17 protein-coding genes and 1 riboswitch are annotated in these 19,046 nt (G+C 43.8%); of the genes, 4 read left to right on the forward strand and 13 right to left on the reverse strand.

Annotated elements, in window-relative coordinates; translation table 11 throughout:
- Nucleotides 1-65 precede the first annotated feature (65 nt).
- Nucleotides 66-608, forward strand: coding sequence for a D-lyxose/D-mannose family sugar isomerase (locus AC3A54_RS16510; RefSeq protein WP_487655282.1), 543 nt, complete (start codon nucleotides 66-68; stop codon nucleotides 606-608).
- Between the two features lie 110 nt (nucleotides 609-718).
- On the opposite strand, the gene AC3A54_RS16515 is transcribed toward AC3A54_RS16510, so the two are convergent.
- From AC3A54_RS16515 to AC3A54_RS16550, 8 genes are all read right to left on the reverse strand, one after another.
- Entirely contained in the window at nucleotides 719-1,549 is an 831-nt protein-coding gene (locus AC3A54_RS16515; RefSeq protein ID WP_487655283.1) for a MetQ/NlpA family ABC transporter substrate-binding protein, read from the reverse strand.
- An 18-nt stretch (nucleotides 1,550-1,567) separates the two neighbouring features.
- Nucleotides 1,568-2,242, reverse strand: coding sequence for a methionine ABC transporter permease (locus AC3A54_RS16520; RefSeq protein WP_487655284.1), 675 nt, complete (start codon nucleotides 2,240-2,242; stop codon nucleotides 1,568-1,570).
- Complete coding sequence (locus AC3A54_RS16525) at nucleotides 2,232-3,245, reverse strand: methionine ABC transporter ATP-binding protein (protein WP_487655285.1); 1,014 nt, start codon at nucleotides 3,243-3,245, stop codon at nucleotides 2,232-2,234. The genes AC3A54_RS16520 and AC3A54_RS16525 overlap by 11 nt, the downstream gene beginning before the upstream one ends.
- 140 nt (nucleotides 3,246-3,385) lie before the next feature.
- Nucleotides 3,386-3,491: riboswitch (SAM riboswitch) on the reverse strand.
- A gap of 184 nt (nucleotides 3,492-3,675) precedes the next feature.
- Nucleotides 3,676-4,821 carry an ABC transporter permease gene (locus tag AC3A54_RS16530; protein WP_487655286.1) on the reverse strand — a complete coding sequence of 382 codons (1,146 nt, stop codon included), beginning with the start codon at nucleotides 4,819-4,821 and terminating at the stop codon, nucleotides 3,676-3,678.
- Nucleotides 4,822-5,934, reverse strand: coding sequence for an ABC transporter permease (locus tag AC3A54_RS16535; RefSeq protein WP_487655287.1), 1,113 nt, complete (start codon nucleotides 5,932-5,934; stop codon nucleotides 4,822-4,824).
- 18 nt (nucleotides 5,935-5,952) lie between these two features.
- The gene (locus AC3A54_RS16540) at nucleotides 5,953-6,891 is read right to left on the reverse strand and encodes an ABC transporter ATP-binding protein (protein WP_487655288.1); all 939 of its coding nucleotides are present in this window, start codon (nucleotides 6,889-6,891) and stop codon (nucleotides 5,953-5,955) included.
- Between the two features lie 157 nt (nucleotides 6,892-7,048).
- Nucleotides 7,049-8,158: a sensor histidine kinase gene (locus tag AC3A54_RS16545; RefSeq protein WP_487655289.1), complete on the reverse strand. Its 1,110-nt coding sequence runs from the start codon at nucleotides 8,156-8,158 to the stop codon at nucleotides 7,049-7,051.
- Entirely contained in the window at nucleotides 8,159-8,800 is a 642-nt protein-coding gene (locus tag AC3A54_RS16550; protein ID WP_487655290.1) for a response regulator, read from the reverse strand.
- A 203-nt stretch (nucleotides 8,801-9,003) separates the two neighbouring features.
- Between AC3A54_RS16550 and AC3A54_RS16555 the strand changes: the two genes are divergently transcribed.
- The 3 genes from AC3A54_RS16555 (at nucleotide 9,004) to AC3A54_RS16565 (ending at nucleotide 11,962) form a co-directional block, all read left to right on the forward strand.
- Nucleotides 9,004-9,930 carry an LCP family glycopolymer transferase gene (locus AC3A54_RS16555; protein ID WP_487655291.1) on the forward strand — a complete coding sequence of 309 codons (927 nt, stop codon included), beginning with the start codon at nucleotides 9,004-9,006 and terminating at the stop codon, nucleotides 9,928-9,930.
- Between the two features lie 732 nt (nucleotides 9,931-10,662).
- Nucleotides 10,663-11,430: a CPBP family intramembrane glutamic endopeptidase gene (locus AC3A54_RS16560; RefSeq protein ID WP_487655292.1), complete on the forward strand. Its 768-nt coding sequence runs from the start codon at nucleotides 10,663-10,665 to the stop codon at nucleotides 11,428-11,430.
- 49 nt (nucleotides 11,431-11,479) lie between these two features.
- Complete coding sequence (locus AC3A54_RS16565) at nucleotides 11,480-11,962, forward strand: hypothetical protein (RefSeq protein WP_487655293.1); 483 nt, start codon at nucleotides 11,480-11,482, stop codon at nucleotides 11,960-11,962.
- 62 nt (nucleotides 11,963-12,024) lie between these two features.
- Here AC3A54_RS16565 and AC3A54_RS16570 read toward each other — a convergent pair whose 3' ends face one another.
- The 5 genes from AC3A54_RS16570 to AC3A54_RS16590 form a co-directional block, all read right to left on the reverse strand.
- Nucleotides 12,025-12,879 carry an ROK family protein gene (locus tag AC3A54_RS16570; RefSeq protein ID WP_487655294.1) on the reverse strand — a complete coding sequence of 285 codons (855 nt, stop codon included), beginning with the start codon at nucleotides 12,877-12,879 and terminating at the stop codon, nucleotides 12,025-12,027.
- A 30-nt stretch (nucleotides 12,880-12,909) separates the two neighbouring features.
- The gene (locus AC3A54_RS16575; RefSeq protein ID WP_487655295.1) at nucleotides 12,910-14,139 is read right to left on the reverse strand and encodes an MFS transporter; all 1,230 of its coding nucleotides are present in this window, start codon (nucleotides 14,137-14,139) and stop codon (nucleotides 12,910-12,912) included.
- Nucleotides 14,140-14,207: 68 nt separating this feature from the next.
- Nucleotides 14,208-15,200, reverse strand: a complete 993-nt coding sequence (locus AC3A54_RS16580; protein WP_487655296.1) for a zinc-dependent alcohol dehydrogenase family protein — start codon at nucleotides 15,198-15,200, stop codon at nucleotides 14,208-14,210.
- A 5-nt stretch (nucleotides 15,201-15,205) separates the two neighbouring features.
- The gene (locus tag AC3A54_RS16585) at nucleotides 15,206-17,716 is read right to left on the reverse strand and encodes a beta-mannosidase (RefSeq protein ID WP_487655297.1); all 2,511 of its coding nucleotides are present in this window, start codon (nucleotides 17,714-17,716) and stop codon (nucleotides 15,206-15,208) included.
- Between the two features lie 261 nt (nucleotides 17,717-17,977).
- A complete protein-coding gene (locus tag AC3A54_RS16590) occupies nucleotides 17,978-19,045 on the reverse strand; it encodes a BtaManbiosPhlase (RefSeq protein ID WP_487655298.1) in 1,068 nt (355 codons plus the stop codon).
- Between the last annotated feature and the right edge of the window lies 1 nt (nucleotide 19,046).

Genomic DNA, 19,046 nt, shown 5'->3' on the forward strand with positions numbered 1-19,046 from the left:
ATTTATGATTGGATTAATACTGAAATTAAGAGGCTAATCATTGTTTTTAATGAGGAGGAAACAAAATGAAACAAGCGGAATATGACTTAATTCGTTGTGAAAGTTTGGAGTATCTTAATAAAGCAGGAATTGTATTGACAGCTAAAGAAGTTGAAGACTTTGAAGTTGCCGACTTTGGTCTTGGTAGAATTCGTGAATTTGGATTACAACTAGTTGTATATGTCAATACTGATCGCTGTTGTGCAAAAGATTTAATTCTGTTACCTAGACAAACATGTCCTGAACATATTCATCCGCCTGTTGGGGAATATATAGGGAAAGAAGAAACCTTTAGGTGTCGCTATGGTACGGTCTATTTATATGTACCTGGGTTGAAGAGCGAACATCCACATGCAACAATTCCTGAGGATAAAAAAGAGCACTTTACCGTTTGGCATGAAGTTGAACTAAAGCCGGGACAACAATATACCCTATTACCTAATACCCCCCACTGGTTCCAAGCTGGCCCAGAAGGAGCAGTAGTTTCAGAGTTTTCTACAAAGAGCTTAGACGAGTATGATATCTTTATTGATCCAGAAATTAAGAGAATACCGGTTCTTGAAGATTAAGCAAGGAGCTACTCCTAGAGTTTTCAATTTGGTTTTAGCTGTTTTCTTATAGTTAAAAAGGACGCATGTAAAGGCGTCCTTTTTCTATACTTATATTAAACCGTTTTGAACTATTTCTTCATCCACTCAGGTTTCCCAAAGCCCTTGAACTTCTCATCAATGACTTTTTCGAAGTCTGCAGATTCGACGACTTCTTTAATATCTTTTGCAAGCTGAGAATCTTTGTTTTCTGTTTTTACTGCAACTATATTGCGATATGAATCTAGCATATTCTCCATTGCAAGTGCATCAAGCAAGTTCATTTTTGCTGCTAACGCGAAGTTTCCAGGTACAGCAGCTAAATCGACACTGTCCACAGAACGTGGAAGCTGACCAGCTTCAATTGCCTGGAATTTCAAGTTTTTCTTATTATCAACAATGTCCTTCTCAGATACTTTCAACGGGTCGGCACTTTCTTTAATTGTAATTAAGCCTTCATCACGAAGCGTATTTAAGGCACGAGCCGCGTTTGTTGGGTCATTCGGAAGCGTAACCGTTGCCCCGTCTTTTACATCATCCAATGACTTGTATTTCTTAGAGTAAAGCCCCATTGGTGCAGTTGGAACAGAAATCAGTGCAGACAGCTTCATGTTGTTTTCCTTTGCGAAATTCTCTAGATAGATAGAATGCTGGAATAGGTTTGCTTGGATGTCCCCATTATCTAATGCTTTGTTTGGCTGAATGTAATCGCTGAATTCTACAATCTCAACTTTGTAGCCCTTCTTTTCTAAACCAGGAACAATTGCTTCCTTCAACATATCACTGTACGGACCAGCAGTAGCCCCTAATTTAATGTCCTTTGATTTTGCCTCTGCTTTGTCTTTGCTTTCTGAACTGCTGCCGCAAGCTGCTAACGCACCCACGACTAAAACTAAGACCATTGCTAAAAACCATTTTTTCATGACTTTTTCCTTCTTTCTTTATCTTCTTTTATCGACAACTTTGGCAATGTAATCACCAAGCAGTTGAATAACCTGAACTAAAACTATTAATATAACAACAGTGGCAATCATGATGGTATTGTCATAGCGGTAATATCCAAAGCGAATCGCTAAATCTCCAATTCCACCGCCGCCCACTGTACCGGCCATGGCCGAAAATCCGATTAAACTAATAAGGGTCAACGTAATACCCGAGATAATTCCTGATCTTGCTTCAAGGAGCAGAACATCTTTTATTATCATGGTTGGCGTCGCTCCCGCCGCAATTGCCGCTTCGATGACCCCTTTATCGATTTCCCTTAATGCTGATTCGACGATACGGGCAAAGAACGGAATGGCTGCTACCGATAACGACACGCTTGCGGCTGTCGGTCCAATCGTCGAACCAACAATGAAGTTGGTTAATGGAATTAACGCAACCAGCAAAATAATAAAGGGAATAGACCGGATTAAGTTAACCAGGAATCCCATGATCACTTGAATAAATCGATTTTGTAAAAACAAACCTTTATCGGTGACAAATAACAAGATTCCCACTGGAAGGCCAATGACAATGGCGATCGCTAAGCTAATCACAATCATATAAATCGTCTGCATAAAAGCCGTATTGATATCTGGAATTAATTCCACCAGATGCTGAAAATCAAAGCCCATTATGTAACACCTCCACTTGCGCTGCCCGGTCCTCGATGTATCGAAGGGCAGCGGTCACTTCCTCCTTCGCACCTTTCAGTTCCATAATGAAAATGCCCAAGGGCAGTTCTTGTATGTATTCAATGGAACCATGTAGGAAGTTCCCTTTTACGCTGAATTTCTGCAGCATATCTGAAATGACACCCTCACCGGCGACTTTTCCTTTAAACAGCACCTTGATAATCGGCCCTTCACAGCTAGTGAGGATGGATTCCGGAACGTCAAAGGATACCACGCTATCAATAAACTCTTTGGTAAGTTCCGCTTTAGGGTTGGCGAAGATGTCGTAAACCGTTCCCTCTTCAATGACCATCCCATTTTGCATAATGGCCATTCGGTGGCAAATTTCTTTGACTACATTCATCTCATGCGTGATAAGAATAATCGTAATGTTGAGTTCCTTGTTGATCTTTTTTAATAGATTCAAGATCGACTTGGTCGTGGTCGGATCAAGGGCGGAGGTTGCCTCATCACATAAGAGGACCGTTGGATTGTTGGCCAAGGCACGCGCAATCCCTACCCGTTGCTTTTGCCCTCCGCTCAGCTGGGCTGGATACACATCGCGCTTATCCGCAAGCCCCACCGTTTCAAGTAATTCCAAGACACGTGTGCTGATTTGGTTCTTCGGATAGTTGGCCGCTTTCAGCGAAAAAGCAATGTTCTCATACACCGTCTTCTGGCTGATGAGGTAAAAGTGTTGAAAAATCATACCAATCTTTAGCCGTGCTAGGCGGAGCTTCTCCCCTTTTAAGGAAGTAAGGTCCGTCCCATCGACGGTAATAGTGCCTGAAGTCGGTTGCTCCAATAAGTTGATGCAGCGGAGCAACGAGCTTTTTCCGGCGCCAGAGTAGCCGACGATGCCATAGATTTCGCCTCGTTGAACCGTTAAAGAAACGTCATCGACTCCCTTGACCGTGCCGTTTTTTGTTTTATATTCCTTTGTTAACTGCCGTATTTCAATCATAATGATGACCTCTTTTTTCATAAGCGATATTTTAAATTAATGGCCGTTCCCCAAGAAAGTGAGTCCGATTCAGTAAGTTTTTCACGCAAAAAATGCTCCTTTCAACTGAAAGAAGCATCGAAATACAAACAATTATTTCAAGCTTATCTTTCAGAATGAAAGTCATTCTGCTGGAATTGGCACCTTCCCAATTAGGGGGTTGCCGGACGTCATAGGGCCAAGTCCCTCGGTCACTCTCGATAAGAATTATTAGTTTTTTTTAACATTTTCGATATTACTAATCTATTTTTATTTTGTCAATCATCAGAAAATACTATTTTGAAATTGTAAGTGTTTCCATTATTATCAAGTCAACTATTTAGGGCGTCTAAAAAAATTTCGGGGACAGTCCCCCGGCGCTTTAGCGCAACGGGGGACTGTCCCCAAATTTTTATATAAAGTTCTGTGTCGTGTTGTTTCTGCTAAAGCGATAGACGGCTAGTAAGAAAAAGGCTACTGCAAAGGCGAACAGGATGATGAAGTGTAAATACAAGCTGCTCAAGGAGCTTCCTTCCTGTAGTTTGGTTAATGTATCTAACGTCCAGCGCTGTGGCAGGAACTCTGCTATTTTTTGTAAGGATGTAGGCATAACTTCCACTGGCCAGAAGCAGCCGGACAGCATGACGGTTGGTGTGATAATTAAATTTTGCAATGCCCCTGCTGCACTCCGGTTGTTTGCGAAAGAGATGATGACAAGCGATAATCCTACAGCAATCAAGGAAAATAGTAACATCACGAAGGCCGCTTCCCAGAAGGACATGCCGATGCCAATATGGAACATATTTCTCATGATGGTAAGCGTAATTAATACCTGTATCGTCATCACAATCATGTTGACGATGACATTGGATAATAGATACTTTCTAGCATTAATTGGCGTCGATAATAAGCGGAAATAGGTTCGCTGTTCTTTTTCCAACAGAATGATCTCAGACATATTCCCCGCTGACATCAGCATGATCATGATCAGGAAACCAATCGTTTGATTGGTCATATTCTTATTTTCCGATGAATCCTCTAATGAATGGGTGGCGAGCGTAAAGGTGGATTGCTGATAGTCCTTATACATTTGCTCAAACATCGGTTGATTCCCATCGGCCGCCCGACTAATCGTCGCGATATTATTGATATATTGATATAAATAGGATTTCACGAAGCCTGTAACGGCAGCCCCTTTGATGGAACTAAGCTGGATATGTGCTGGCGTACCGTTCAACACGCTTTCCGAGAAGCCTTTTTCAAAGGTGATGACACAGTCCAGTTTACCGGATGTAATCTGGTCCTGTACCTTTTCCGCATCGACCTCAGAAACCTTCACATTCTCTAACCCCTTGAGAAAATGGATTGTATCGTCCGTCACCTCACTCTTGTCTTGATTGACGACGCCTACATGTAGAAGGGCTTTCTGTTCCCCACCATAGGCAATAAACGCAATGAAAATCCCCACTAACGGCATAAACAGATACATGATAATGTTTTTCTTATTGCGAAACGTCTTACTTAATGTGTTTTGAATTAACCAGAGGACATCCTTCATTTATAGCCCCTCCCGTCTTTGTAAAGAGATTACTGCCACTAGTAAAAAAAGGAGTGACCCAGACAAATTAATCGTGATCGCTGGGACGGCTGCAGATAGGTCATTCGCATAAATCAATTTCGTTAAACCCGAGTTCATCCAGGTGAGAGGGGAAAGCTCGGTAATAAATTTGAAGACACCATCAGGATTCACAATTCTAAAATAAGCTCCACCAAAAAAGGAGGATAACTGGACAAATAGCATAATAATCACTTTGGGAGCGGCACTTGTTTTGGACACGAAGCTGATACCGATGCCCAAGCTCACTGCAAAAATAATCTCTGTCAGCAGGACCACGTATACCATCCCTAGGTGATCCCCCCAATTCGCGTGGAATAATAGTTTGCTCATCTGAACGACTAGCAAGGCACATAAGCTATTACTCACGAGACTTCCGAGCACTTTTCCGATAAAAATTTCACTTTTTCTAATTGGAGAGGCAATCAGACGGTTCGCCGTCCCTCTCACTCGTTCCTCCACAATTAACGAACTGGCCGACATCGCCCCGTACAGGATAATCATCGTCGTAATCACAAGCGCATAATAGTCCATCGAACTAGGCTGCTTATCCGGTTGCAGCGAGGTTTCTTTAATAAAATTCGCCTTTTTTTCAGGAGTAAACGCAGTAGCCAACTTGTCAGGCGCCACCTTCATAATTTCAGAGGCGATATTGTATTGATCGACATAAGCAGAAAGCATGCCTTGAAGGATACTTCCTTCAATACTGTTGCCATTATTGAGATACAGCTGAATCCCCTTTTCTGACACTTCCACATATCCATCCACTTTACTTTGTTGAACTTCCTTTCTCGCCTTTGCTTGATCGGTGACTTTCTTAAAATGGACCTCTGATTTTTTCACCTCAGCAATAAAGTGCTGGAAATTCTCACCCGTTGTCGTATCTGTATAGAACACATGGATATTATCCACAGGAAGACTCGTCGTAAATGTATTCGACAAGGCGGAGCCAAGGACGAGCATTAAGACAATCGGAAAAGCTAGCATGAAAAACAAGGTTCTTGTGTCTCGGAAGTCAGATTTAATCCCCTTCCAAGCAATATTGATAATGTTCATGGGAGTCCCCTCCTCTCCTTATTGGTCCCTTAAATTCCTGCCGGTTAAGGTTAAAAATACGGTCTCTAGGTTTGGTGCTTTTTCTTCTAACGAACGGATTTCGATATGATTGCTCATGAAATGCTCTATGATTTTATTTAAGTTGTTCACTCCAGTATCCGAGTTGATCTTTATGACATTTTCATCGACAGAAACGGCTTCAACTCCACTAATTTCTTTAATGGCCCCGACGTCCACGTTTTCCGAGGATTTGACCTCCACCCACAAGTCCTTTGTATTGGTGATGATTGATTTCAGCTGCTCCTTCGTGCCTTCAGCAATGATTTTCCCATGATCGATGATGGCAATCTGTGTGCAGATTTCCTCCACTTCTTCCATGTAGTGGCTCGTGTAAATAATCGTACAGCCCATTTCGTTTAGCTTGCGAACCGAATTGAGGATGTAATTTCGCGACTGCGGATCGATGCCCACCGTTGGCTCATCCATGATAATCAACTTTGGTCGATGAGCAATGGCACATGCGATATTTAACCGTCGTTTCATCCCTCCGGAAAAACTTTTCGGATAGCTCTTATGCTTATCCTGAAGGCCGACAAATTCAAGCGCTTCCTCCACTCGTTCCTTTAATTCCGCCCCGCGTAAGCCGTACAAGCCGGCAAAGAATTTCACATTTTCATAGGCCGTCATGTCCTCATAAATGGCGAGGTCCTGCGGAACCATCCCAATATTCATTTTGACAAAACGACTGTGTTTGACACTATCCTTGCCAAGAATCGCGATTGTTCCCTCATTGCTGCGCAACAGGCCCGCAATCATATTAATGGTCGTACTCTTCCCGGCGCCATTGGCTCCAAGGAACCCAAAGATTTCTCCCTCCGCGACGGATAAGCTCATATGATCGACAGCGATAAAATCACTAAATTTTTTTGTTAAGTTCTTAATTTCTAACACGTTCATTCTTTCACCCCTACTCGGTTTGTATAGTTCAAGTATAAAAAAAAGAATGAACTTGCATAAGTGCAATCGTTCATTCTTTTTACATGAGAATCTTCATGTTGTGTGCGTGAGATGTTCATGGTGACTGGATGGGCAAGATGGTTATGAGCGAAAAACTTCATGTTGATGCAATTGGCAACAGGGTAGTGACGGAAAATCCGTGGCTGCTGTCCACTATAATTGTGCCGTTCAATGAAGCCGTCCGCTCTTCCATTCCGATGATTCCCAACCCTTTCTTGATTGTTTCTGTTCCGACTCCATTATCCTTCACTTCTACTCTTATGATTTTGTTCAATACTTTCACATCGATTGAAACAAGCGTGGCCGAGGAATATTTCATGGCATTCGTTAATGACTCGGTGACATTCTCATTTATAATTTTCCATTGAATCGGTGTGATGTGTTCTAAGTTTCCTTCATAGGTAAGGACCGTCTTGATCGATTGTTTAGAATTGAAATCATCGAGCAAGAGCTTCATCCGGTTAATCCCTACTTGCTCCGTCGGCGGCTTTAAATTTTTTAACGTCAGTCGGATTTTTTCAATCCCATCCTTCGAGATGTTGATCGCGTTTTGAAGGAGCTCCGTTGCTTTTGGCCGATCAGTCTCCATGAGGCGTTTGGCTGCTTCCATTTGAAAAAGAGCCCCCGTCATCGAGTGACCGATTTTATCGTGAATCTCTTGTGAAATGCGGTTGCGTTCCTCTAATTTAAAGGTGTATTCCGACTGTCGTATGTACTCTGTATTTTCATTAATATTTTTCGTTAATTTGTGGAGCGTTTTTCTCATCGTATCGATTTGGTCTTCATTTTTTGCCAGTTTATCGTGATAGATGTGGGCCATGATAAAAATCAAAAAGCTAAGAGTGGCAGCCAACCCGTAAAGGGGCTGAAGCTGTGCCCCCACATACAGAATGGGAATCAAGGATAGAATCAATAGTGTCAGTCGATTATGCACAAATTCGGCGGCCAGTTCGATGAGCGATAGTGGTAAAACCAAGCAAAAAATGGGCAGAACAAAAAAATAAGCTAAGCCCGTAAGAGCGATTGAGAGTAGTAGCAGCACCCGTTTGAGGGTGTGATTTTTAAATATATACATCGTGATTGTAAGACAAAAATAAAGCAGGAAAGTAAGTACCACCCATGAGATGTGACTGACCTCTGCTCGAATACAGGTAAACGCGATAAACAATAGTAAGATTAGCTTCGTAAAAATCATCCAAAGCTCCATTTAATCTACTTTCCCCGTCAGATAGTAAATGGCGATTTGGGTCCGGTGCTCGAGTCCGGTTTTATTTAAGATCGAGGTAATGTAATTAGCGACCGTCCCTTCAGAAATAAACAATTCCTTGGAAATTGCCTTATTGGAATACCCTTTGGCAATCAAAGACATGATGTCCCGCTCTCTTTCGGTAAAAAGGGAGAGGTCGAGCTTGTTGTAAGAAGGTTTCGTGCCACCGCCGAGGTTCAATTTGAGCTTCTCTAAAATCACGTCTTGAATAATGCTGTTTCCTTTATACACACTCTTAATGGCATCGCGAATTTGTTCCGGGTCATTATTTTTCAATAAATAGCCCTTGGCTCCATTCTTGATGGCATCCATTATGTATTCATCGTCATCAAAGGTGGTCAAGATGATGGGCTTTGTCTTCGTCTTTTCGGTCAAAAGCTTCGTGGCTTCAACCCCGTTCATATGTGGCATTCTAACATCTAATAAAGCAATATCCACCTCATGCATTTGGCAGTAGTCCACCGCTTCTTTTCCATCACTCACGGTGTCCAGCACGTCAAATTCTGCATAGGTAGATAGAATGATTTTTAACCCTTCTCGAATAAATGAGTTATCATCCGCAATTATGACTTTGATTTTCATAAGATGGGGAGCCCCTCTCCAATTTTCACTATATCTATCTGTCATTATAGCAAGAAAATGGCAGAAGTTTGAATATCAAGTCATAGTCCTTGATGCCTCCACTCTATCATTTCCATATTTTTTACATACCTCTTAATCTAATTTTTTGTTACCATAGATAAAGATTGTAACTTATTTGTAAGTTTTTAGGAGGTTCTGTGTTTATGAGAGCTCGAAAAAAGAAAAGAAAACTAAGAAAATGGGTAAAAGTTACAGGCACCATCCTTCTAGCTATGGGAATTGGTGGAGGCGTGTACGCTTACTCTGTATATAAATCTTTTAATAACGCAGTTGATTCAATGCATCAAGCAGTTGATCGAACTTCTGATAAGCGCAAGGAGCCTGTGGCGGTGGCGGAAAAGGATCCTTTTTCCGTTTTAATGTTGGGTGTAGACGAGCGCGAAGGAGATAAAGGCCGCTCGGATACGATGATTGTGTTGACGGTTAACCCAAAGAATCATACGGTAAAAATGCTGAGCATCCCGCGTGATACGCGTACGGAGATTATTGGAAAAGGAAAAGAGGATAAGATTAACCATGCCTACGCTTTCGGCGGCGTCCCAATGGCGATGAATACGGTTGAGGATTTCCTTGATATTCCGATTGATTACTATATCCAAGTGAATATGGAAGGCTTTAAGGATATGGTGGACGCGGTTGGCGGTGTGACGGTAAACAATGATTTAGACTTCACGCAGGATGGCTTCCATTTTGCGGAAGGGAAATTAAAGCTAAACGGCGAAAAGGCGCTGAGCTATACACGAATGAGGCATGAAGACCCTAGAGGTGATTTTGGCCGTCAAATGAGACAGCGCGAAATTATTCAGGGCGTGATTGACGAGGGTGCGAGCTTATCCAGCTTAAAAAACTTTGCAGGTATCTTTGACGTACTCGGGAAAAATGTGAAAACCAACCTAACCTTCGATCAGATTGCTGCGATCCAAAAGGGCTATGACGTGAAGGATACAACGATTCAACAAATGGAGTTAAAAGAAGAAGGCACAAAGATTAACGACATCTACTATGGTTTAGTTTCACCAGAAGAAAAACAGCGCGTGCAAAGCATCTTGAGAGCACAGCTTGATTTATAATAACGAGATGGGGACAGTCCCCCGCTGCGTTAAAGCGGTGGGGGACTGTCCCCTAATTTGTGCTGGTTACAACAATGTTTATGCATCTACTTCGACTTTCTCTCCTTCTTTTTAGGGAAAAGTAGACGTAGCTCCCTGCTACTTCAACTTTTTCTCCTTCTTTTTAGGAAAAAATAGATGTAGCTCCCTTCTACTTCGACTTTCTCTCCTTCTTTTTAGGGAAAAGTAGATTTAGCTGCCTTCTACTTCGACTTTCTCTCCTTCTTTTTAGTAAAAAGTAGACGTAGCTGCCTTCTACTTCGACTTTCTCTCCTACTTTTTAGGAAAAAGTAGACGTAGCTGTGCTCTACTTCGACTTTCTCTCCTTCTTTTTAGTAAAAAGTAGACGTAGCTGCCTTCTACTTCGACTATCTCTCCTTCTTTTTAATCAAAAGTAGACGTAGCTGTGTTCTACTTCGACTTTCTCTCCTTCTTTTTAGGGAAAAGTAGACGTAGCTGTGTTCTACTTCGACTTTTTCTCCTTCTTTTTAGGGAAAAGTAGACGTAGCTGCCTTTTACTTCGACTTTCTTTCTATCATTCTAGGAAAAGTAAACGTAGATCCATTCGAAACACCACCTCTTCCTCCATCCCCCAACACAATCTTTCAAAATCCCACATTGAAAAGAGGTAAATTATGTTAAAATCTAATAGACTCCCTACAAGGAGCACTACATATGAAAAAGTGGGTATGAATGATGATTCTTAAAAATATACTGGGTTTCCTTATCCTGTTTGCTGTCTACCATACATCCGAGTTGGTCGGTAGCAACCCAATTTTACTCTTTGCTTCCTTTATCTTATTCTTCATCACCGCGCACATCGTGGCAAAAGTCCGTGGCGAAAAGGGACTTTCCACTTTTGGGCTGCACAAACACAAACAGGCATCTATGAATCTATGGACTGGTTATTTTCTAGGAGTCTTATTTTACGGCGGAAGCTTTGTTGTCTCGGTCTGGACAGGAAAAATTGAATTTGAAGGTACCTTTTCTCTCCAACAAATCATCCTGCCCTTTGTGGGAATCATCTTGCTTACATTCCTTTCCTCGGCCAGCGAAGATATCTTAACCCGTGGGTACGTGTTCAAGTACCTCCCGAAAAATTGGTCACTTCCTACATTAGTCGTCGTCTCGTCAGTCATTTACGTCCTCAATCACATTTGGCGGATTGGGGACAGCTACACCCAATGGATTATGCTGTTTCTTATGGGACTAACCTATGCCATTCCCTTCGCCATAACAAAGTCCCTATGGTTCACCATTGGCTGTCACTGGGGCTGGAACACCGTGTCCCTGTTCAAAAGCCAGATTGGCAATTTTAGTAACTTCAAGATTGTTGACCATACAACAGACTGGACCTATATAGTTACCATGTTTCTCTTCCTGTTATTCGTGGTGGGGACAGTCCCCCACCGCGCTAAAGCGACGGGGGACTGTCCCCACAATGAAACCATCCCACGATAGCCTCGTCTAAAAGGTAAATGCAATAAATTACAAGGAACGAGGGGTTGGAATGAAAAAATTGGGTTTTATTTTTATGGCGATACTATTCGTGGTCGGCGTGTTTGGTTACAAAATGGTCACGGCAGACAAAAGTGTAAGCATTAAAACGCAGGTGAAAAACTTTGGTGAAAAGAAAACCAATCAGGTTCCGGAGGATTATACAATAAAGGAAGCGCTTGAAAATGGAGACATCCTACAAGGACAAATTAAAGCGAAACAACGGGCAAGGATTAACGAGTTTAAGAAAAACGTAGAAGATGGAAAACCCGACCTTCTTCGCTTTATTCGCTTCAACACAGATGACAAGCCTGGGGAAATTACGGAATTCCAATTCAATGGTGAGATCATTTATTACAGCCAGGAAGCGCGAGATTTCGATGGGCAGAAAGAAGTAGTAAGCGACTATTGCCAAAAAATCGAGAAGTTAAAGAAGCCTTGGAAAGGAACCTTTCTCACGCACTGTCTGAATCCTAAAGCCGTATACGAGTTTTAAACGACAAGAGAAGGGACAGTCCCCCGCTGCGTTAAAGCGCTGGGGGACTGTCCCCTCTTTTATTATTTCGCTCTATCTGCAAGCATCAATGCTCCTGTAATCCCAGCATCGTCACCTAATCCCGGGCGCACGATGTAGTCGGATAGTTCTGGTAATGAGACGTAATCGTTCAACAGTTCGGGCAGGTACTTATAGATGGCTGCAAAGACGGCTTCCTGGTGGCTCACTCCCCCGCCGAGGATGATTTTTTTCGGGGAAAGGATCAGAATATACTGCATGAGAGCTTGAGCTAAATAGTAGCCCTCCAGGTCCCAAACCTCTGGACGATCCACCAAATTCACACCTTTTTCTCCCCAGCGCGCTTCAATCGCAGGACCGGCCGCCAAACCTTCCAAACAATCACCATGATATGGGCACTTCCCTTCAAATCCATCATTCGGATGACGTCGTAACAGAATATGACCCATTTCCGGATGAGACCACCCTTGCAAAAGCTGCCCCTGCACAATCGCGCCTGCACCAATCCCGGTGCCAACCGTAATATACAAACAGCTGTCCAACCCTTTCGCCGCACCAAACGAAGCCTCGCCTAACGCCGCCGCGTTCACATCCGTATTAAAGCCAATCGGCACACCGAACGCTTCCTTCATTGTCTGCACGAAAGGATAATCCTTCCATCCCGGTTTCGGCGTAGACGTAATATACCCGTAGGTAGGACTCTCCACATTCACATCAATCGGTCCGAACGATCCAATCCCGATTGCTTCGATATCATATTTTTCAAAAAAGGCAATGACCTGTGGCATCGTTTCCTCAGGTACAGTGGTCGGGATTTGAATTCGTTCCACAATCGTTCCCTTTTCATCCCCCACCGCACAAACAAATTTTGTTCCGCCTGCTTCAATGGCACCTAGCATACAGTAATTCCCCCATTTAAAAAATTTATCCTAGCATTCATTTGGTCCAAGCACAGCTTCCTTTTTCGGTCTTTTCCAAATAAAGTATAGCGCTGGAATCATTATGACATAAACAATTGGAAAAACGCTAAACGATACGGGTAAAAGCTGCTCAAAATCAAAGTATTTCCTCATCGCTAAAAACAGGAACACCCCGATAATTCGTCCCACACCAAGTGGAATTTCGCGAATGATAATATAGTCCAAACGCCGTTCCTTATACAGCGGATCCTTTTCAATCGATTCATAAATCATGGCATTCATCGAAGTAGTAATCATATTCATCGCTACAGGAGATATAATTCCAAAGACCACCAACGAAAAAAGCACAGGCAATGCGGATAATAAGACAGAGCTAAAAAATACACTAATCGAGCCTATTGCAAAAATCGCCAACCGGTATTTCGGATTCGAGAACTTAGCGAGCACATAGAACGCGACAATTGCGACAATCTCTGCCGCCGTATTATACACCCCTAAGCTCAGCTCTCCCCCGGCAACCTTGAAGGTAATCATCGTAATCAAAAAAGTAGAGTAAACACCGGACACAATGCCATCGGCAAACATGACCTTGTACATCTTCATCCATTCCGGTGACGGTCGCTTGATCACATCCCAGAAATGACTCTTTGTCGTCACCGGACTTCCTTTTACTTTTAACGAAACCAAGAAAGAAATGAAGAAGAACACGCAGGTCGCAATAAAAACCACATAATAACCAACCATACCTTGGAATTGGGAAATCAACACACCGGCAATAAGCGGGGCAACGACACCTCCGATGGTCAGTAAGATCCCTTGCACATATAAAAATTGATCGCGCTTATCATTCGTAGTCAAATCTAACACAGCCATATGGACACCTACATAGTAAAGGCTCATCGCCAACCCATTGGACATTCCTAGCAAAAAGATATGATCTCGTAACGTATCATGGAAGATCAACATAATGAGATAGGTAATCAGGTAAAAAACAAATCCTAACCGCATCGTAATCATCGGACTTGTCTTCCTGGCAATCCAGGCACACACCCCGAAAAAAACAATGATCGCCAACGACCAATACAAGCTATAGTAAGCGAGCAGGGAATACGTTTTATCCAGTTTCCACAAAAACACGCTTTGAAAGACCCCCGACAAGGCTCCTCCAAAGGAAAAAAAGGTATTCATCAGCAAATAAAACTTTAATTCCGTAGAAAACGATTTAAAAATTTGAAACATAGTTTAATCTCCTTTAAAGGGGTGGAGCTTTAAAGCAACAGGGGACTGTCCCCCGCTGCTTTAAACTGCTAATGGTTAATGATCCCTTTTGACACGCGAAGGGCTGGGTAGTCCGCCATTGCCGCTGGCAATTCTTCCTTTGTAAAGCGGTGCGAGATGAGCGAGCCCACATCAACTACCTTTTTTGCAATCAACCTAATCGCTTCCTCATGTGTGTAAGGGTTAATAAACGATCCCTTGATTGTTAGTTCTTTTGAAAAAATCTCAAACGGCGACACAGAAATCACGGTGTCTGGTGCAGCCACTCCGAAAAGCAGCACCTGCCCGCCTTTGGCCGCCGATTTCACGGCAAGCTCCATGCTTTCTGGTCGGCCGACACATTCAATCACGACATCTGCTTCAAGCTTCGCAGTAGCCATCGGTTGAACGACGTCATCCGCTCCAAGCTGATACAGACGCTCTCTTTTATTATCAGCCGGCTCACTGACAACAATCGACTGAACATGCTGTTGCTTCACCAATTGTAAAAACAACTGGCCAATAAAACCGCCGCCGATAATTAACACCCTGCTCAGCGGTGACAAGGTTATTTTTCTAAAACCATGCAACACACAGCCTAGCGGCTCCACCAATGCCGCTTCCTCAAACGTCATCACATCCGGAATTGTATAGCAATTAGCACTCGGCACCGTACAATATTCAGCCATGCCACCATCTCTTGTGACACCAACCGCCTGAAGTTGTTGGCAAAGATGCGCACGATTGCTGCGGCAGTACTCACAGGTTCCGCAATAAATGTTCGGATCAATCGACACACGGTCGCCTGCTTGCAAACTCGTAACCTCCGAACCTACTTCCACCACTTCTCCCGCTAACTCATGACCAAGGACAATCGGCGGATGAACCTCGGCAGAACCTGGATGTCCATGGTAGATATGCTGGTCCGTGCCGCAAATACCACAGCTCTTTACCTTCACAACAACTTCATGTGCTAGAGGTCTTGGATTCTCCCACTCTACCACTTCCAACTGCTTTGTTCCCTGCAATACTGCTGCCTTCATTTGGCTCACCCTTTCTTGCTATTGATCGCTTTTACTCGTAAAGTCTCCCAAAGAATTTCTTTTCCCTGCGCCTGCTCAATTCGAATAACACGGGTCTCATTTGCCAGCAGGTCAAAGAAATTATCCTCCATCACTAGTTGCTCTTGGTCAAGTTCAATCGTGACCATCCGCGCTAGCAAATTCGATGTGACGGTCAACTCGTTCGTCTCCCGATTGACTGAAACCGTCAATTCAGCCTCTTCGAATCGCAAATCCTTTTGATCGCGGAAATAATAGATATTCTCGCCGGCTTGATTATTTTTCGAACGGATAACGATCACAGCCTCCTCTGGCTCTAATCCACCGAGCGCCTCTCGTTCAAGGACGGTCGCAATCTGTGTCGCCGCATTGGCTTCCACACTGACATTCCATTCCTTAGCAAATACCTTTTCCCCGCTAAAATCGTACACCGCGAGTTCAATTTTATCCTGATAGGCTTCTAACTTGTCATTCACGACCCACACCTTGATGTCTTTCCCTGGCGTTAAATCAAGCGTCAAAAGAATCGGGCTGAAGAATTTCCGGGCATAATGATAGGACGCCTTCGGCAATAAATAATAATCAATCACCGACCAACTCGTCCCCGGCCAGCAATCGTTCAGCTGCCAGAACAACGCCCCGCTTGTTTGCGGTTTGTTGCGGCGATAATGCTCAATCCCAAACCTTAACCCCTCCGCCTGCGTAAGCATCGAATAGGAAATATATTCATCGAGATTCTTCGGAGCACCAGTATACCCTTCCATTAACAATATTCCTTTAGGATGGTGAATATCTTTGTTCCGGTACGCCATTTCTTCGCTTCCCCAGAAAAATTGTTCCTTCGGGATATTCCTCTCTAATGTGTAGCGGTTGGAGGAAGCATGCATACCAAATTCACTGGCAAACAGCGTCGTGTCCGTTTTGAAATTTTTAAACGAAAGGCCTTCAATACTGTAATTGACGTGCTGCGGTTCCCCGAAAACTCGCGGCTCAATATTGCCATGCCACACCTGCCAGTTATGTGTGTCGCCCTCTTCCCTCGAGTTATGGTCATTCCCGCCAAACGGGGAGCTCGGCCAAAACAGCCGGGTTGGATCCAGCTCTTCTAGCAATTCCGGCATTAACTCATGGTAGATTTTCTCGCCGTAGAAAGGATGCGTAATCTCGCCGGAAGACTTTAATGCTTCATACAACCAGTCATTTTCGTTGTTGCCGCACCAAATCGCTAGGCACGGGTGATTGCGCAGACGTTTAACGACATGAATAATTTCTTCACGAACATTGGCCATGAAGTTTTTGTTGTAGTCTGGATAAAGTGCACAAGAGAACATGAAGTCCTGCCACACTAGGATTCCAAGGCGATTACACTCTTCATAAAAAACCTCTTTTTCATAAATGCCGCCGCCCCACACGCGGAGCATATTCATGTTGGCATCCTTCGACATCTTAATCAGTTGCTTATAGCGGGTGTCAGGCACCGCACCTATGAAACTATCAATTGGGATCCAGTTGGCACCTTTCGCAAAAATCTTTTCGCCATTTAGAACGAAGGTAAAGCACGGCTTACCATTCTCGTCTCTTCGTCTGACTTCGATCGTTCGGATACCGATGGCTTCTTCTTTTTCGTCGACTTTCGTTCCATCGGCTAACAACTCGACCTTCAACTGGTACAGGTACGGCGTTCCGATATCATGCGTCCACCATAATTTTGGATTAGCCACTTTCAGGACAGCCGAAGCTTTTTTTCGGTCAACTTTCACCTTTGTGGTGGTGATTGGCTCCTCGCCGTCGTTTAGACTGATGAGGACCTCGAATTCTTTTACCCGTGTGTACGAGGTAATGTCCACATCGACTTCAATGGTAGCTTTGTCAGCATCAACCGATGTGGTTCTCGCAAACACATGGTCAAGTTTAGCTGTAGACCGTTTTTCTAAACGAACATCCTTCCAAATCCCTACGGCCACAAGCCTTGGCCCCCAATCCCAGCCATAGTGACTTTGGGCTTTTCGCGTCCAAATTCTTTTTTTGCTAAAACCGGACCAGTAATATTGCACTTTATCTTTGACATGCACATGAACGGGATCGAAGCGAACTGCCAGTGTGTTTTTCCCCTGTTTCAGCTCGCGCGCCACTTCAAACGTGTGACTAATAAACATGTTCTCGGTTGAACCAAGCTCTACTCCGTTTAGATACACTGTTGCGAACGTGTCGAGCCCTTCGAAAATGAGCTCATAGCGGTCGCCTGGTTGAATCTCCTCGTGAAATTCGAACGTGGTCCGGTACCACCACACCTTTTCCTCGACCCACTGGCACTTCAGATCGTTGTGCCCGTAAAAAGGGTCGTCGATCAATTTCCGTTCAATTAAGGTAGAATGAACATCGCCCGGTACGGCCGTTGTCATCCAAAAATAATCAATATACTCAGGCGAAGCGACCTCCAAGTCACGAGCAGCCCCCACATCAAAATGCTTCATCTTCCAATTGTCATTCAGTTTCATCGAAACGTCACCCGCCTTGTTGTAAGCTTTTTTGTAAAAGACTGTGTTAAAGAAGATTGTTGATTGGAGCGGAGGCGCGAAGACTCCTGTGGGAGTATGGTTCAGGAGAGACCCCGCAGGCGCAAGCGCCGAGGAGGCTCGCCGAAACACCCACGGAAAGCGAAGCGCCTGGAGCGGAATTCAACATACAAGTTTAACAGAGCCTAGTAAAAAACAAACGAAAGGCCAAAATCGCGTGAACAATTTTGGCACTATAAACAACTACTTTATATAGGTCAATGAATCTAAGATCTCTTGTACACTTAACTCTGCACAAGCCATAGACGTATCAGCCACACCATAGAACATCTTAACCACGTCGCCTTCAACAACCGCACCACAAGAGAAAACAACGTTTCCAAAGAATCCTTCAACCTCATACTCTGCTTCCGGCTCCAGAATCGGCTGATCAGAGCGCGCAATCACCTTTGTCGGATCCTCTAAATCTAGCAACACGGCCCCCATGCAATAACGGTGATCAGTGGTCGCACCATGATAAAGCTCAAGCCAGCCTTTTTCCGTTTTAAACGGAACCGCTCCTCCGCCCATGCGTGCGCTATCCCACATACCTTCACGCAATCCTAGCAAATGCTTGTGGTTCCCCCAGTGTATTAGATTCGTAGATTCCGCAATCCACATCTCCGGCATACCTACACTCTTTGGAACTGGTCGGTGAATCGCGTAATATTTTCCGTTGATTTTTTCAGGAAAAATTAACACATCTTTATTTTCCGGTGCAAAAATCATCCCGTGGTGCTCCGTCGTAACAAAGTCCTTCGTGGACACCATCGATTCCCCCACACCAACCGGCGAAACCGCACTGAAATAGATATAATACGTATCGTCAATCTTCGTAATCCTTGGGTCCTCAATTCCAAACGTTTCTAACTCATTGGATGGATACACAAACGGCTTCTCATCAATCGTAAAATGGTGGCCGCCGTCCTTGCTGCGGGCAATACGCAAATATGCGATAGACGTTAAGTACTCAAAGCCTTGGGTATCACCGCTTCTGCGGATCACACGAGGATCAGAAAAATCATACGTCGCATCATCTAATCGAAACTCGATAATTTCAAGCTCGTTTGTTTGTGGATTATAAATCGGCGCCTTCACAATATTTGGGTCGTGACTAATTGGGCGCTCGGCCACGCGAAGCATCATGATAATTTCATCGTTGAAAGTCGTTACCCCTGCGTTAAACGCACCAATGACTTCGAAATCCTCGCGGTGAGGTGTCACATCTGCTGGAGTTACTAATGGATTCTGTTCATATCTATATACGTTCATT

The sequence above is a fragment of the Neobacillus sp. Soil_C_43 genome (assembly GCF_057656715.1).

Coding starts and splice junctions, on each gene's coding strand:
- AC3A54_RS16585 (WP_487655297.1), bottom strand. CDS start 17,716: ATGAAACTGAATGACAATTGGAAGATGAAGCATTTTGATGTGGGGGCT.
- AC3A54_RS16565 (WP_487655293.1), top strand. CDS start 11,480: ATGAAAAAATTGGGTTTTATTTTTATGGCGATACTATTCGTGGTCGGC.
- AC3A54_RS16575 (WP_487655295.1), bottom strand. CDS start 14,139: ATGTTTCAAATTTTTAAATCGTTTTCTACGGAATTAAAGTTTTATTTG.
- AC3A54_RS16580 (WP_487655296.1), bottom strand. CDS start 15,200: ATGAAGGCAGCAGTATTGCAGGGAACAAAGCAGTTGGAAGTGGTAGAG.
- AC3A54_RS16510 (WP_487655282.1), top strand. CDS start 66: ATGAAACAAGCGGAATATGACTTAATTCGTTGTGAAAGTTTGGAGTAT.
- AC3A54_RS16560 (WP_487655292.1), top strand. CDS start 10,663: ATGATGATTCTTAAAAATATACTGGGTTTCCTTATCCTGTTTGCTGTC.
- AC3A54_RS16535 (WP_487655287.1), bottom strand. CDS start 5,934: ATGAACATTATCAATATTGCTTGGAAGGGGATTAAATCTGACTTCCGA.
- AC3A54_RS16550 (WP_487655290.1), bottom strand. CDS start 8,800: ATGAAAATCAAAGTCATAATTGCGGATGATAACTCATTTATTCGAGAA.
- AC3A54_RS16570 (WP_487655294.1), bottom strand. CDS start 12,879: ATGCTAGGTGCCATTGAAGCAGGCGGAACAAAATTTGTTTGTGCGGTG.
- AC3A54_RS16525 (WP_487655285.1), bottom strand. CDS start 3,245: ATGATTGAAATACGGCAGTTAACAAAGGAATATAAAACAAAAAACGGC.
- AC3A54_RS16520 (WP_487655284.1), bottom strand. CDS start 2,242: ATGGGCTTTGATTTTCAGCATCTGGTGGAATTAATTCCAGATATCAAT.
- AC3A54_RS16555 (WP_487655291.1), top strand. CDS start 9,004: ATGAGAGCTCGAAAAAAGAAAAGAAAACTAAGAAAATGGGTAAAAGTT.
- AC3A54_RS16530 (WP_487655286.1), bottom strand. CDS start 4,821: ATGAAGGATGTCCTCTGGTTAATTCAAAACACATTAAGTAAGACGTTT.
- AC3A54_RS16540 (WP_487655288.1), bottom strand. CDS start 6,891: ATGAACGTGTTAGAAATTAAGAACTTAACAAAAAAATTTAGTGATTTT.
- AC3A54_RS16545 (WP_487655289.1), bottom strand. CDS start 8,158: ATGGAGCTTTGGATGATTTTTACGAAGCTAATCTTACTATTGTTTATC.
- AC3A54_RS16515 (WP_487655283.1), bottom strand. CDS start 1,549: ATGAAAAAATGGTTTTTAGCAATGGTCTTAGTTTTAGTCGTGGGTGCG.
- AC3A54_RS16590 (WP_487655298.1), bottom strand. CDS start 19,045: ATGAACGTATATAGATATGAACAGAATCCATTAGTAACTCCAGCAGAT.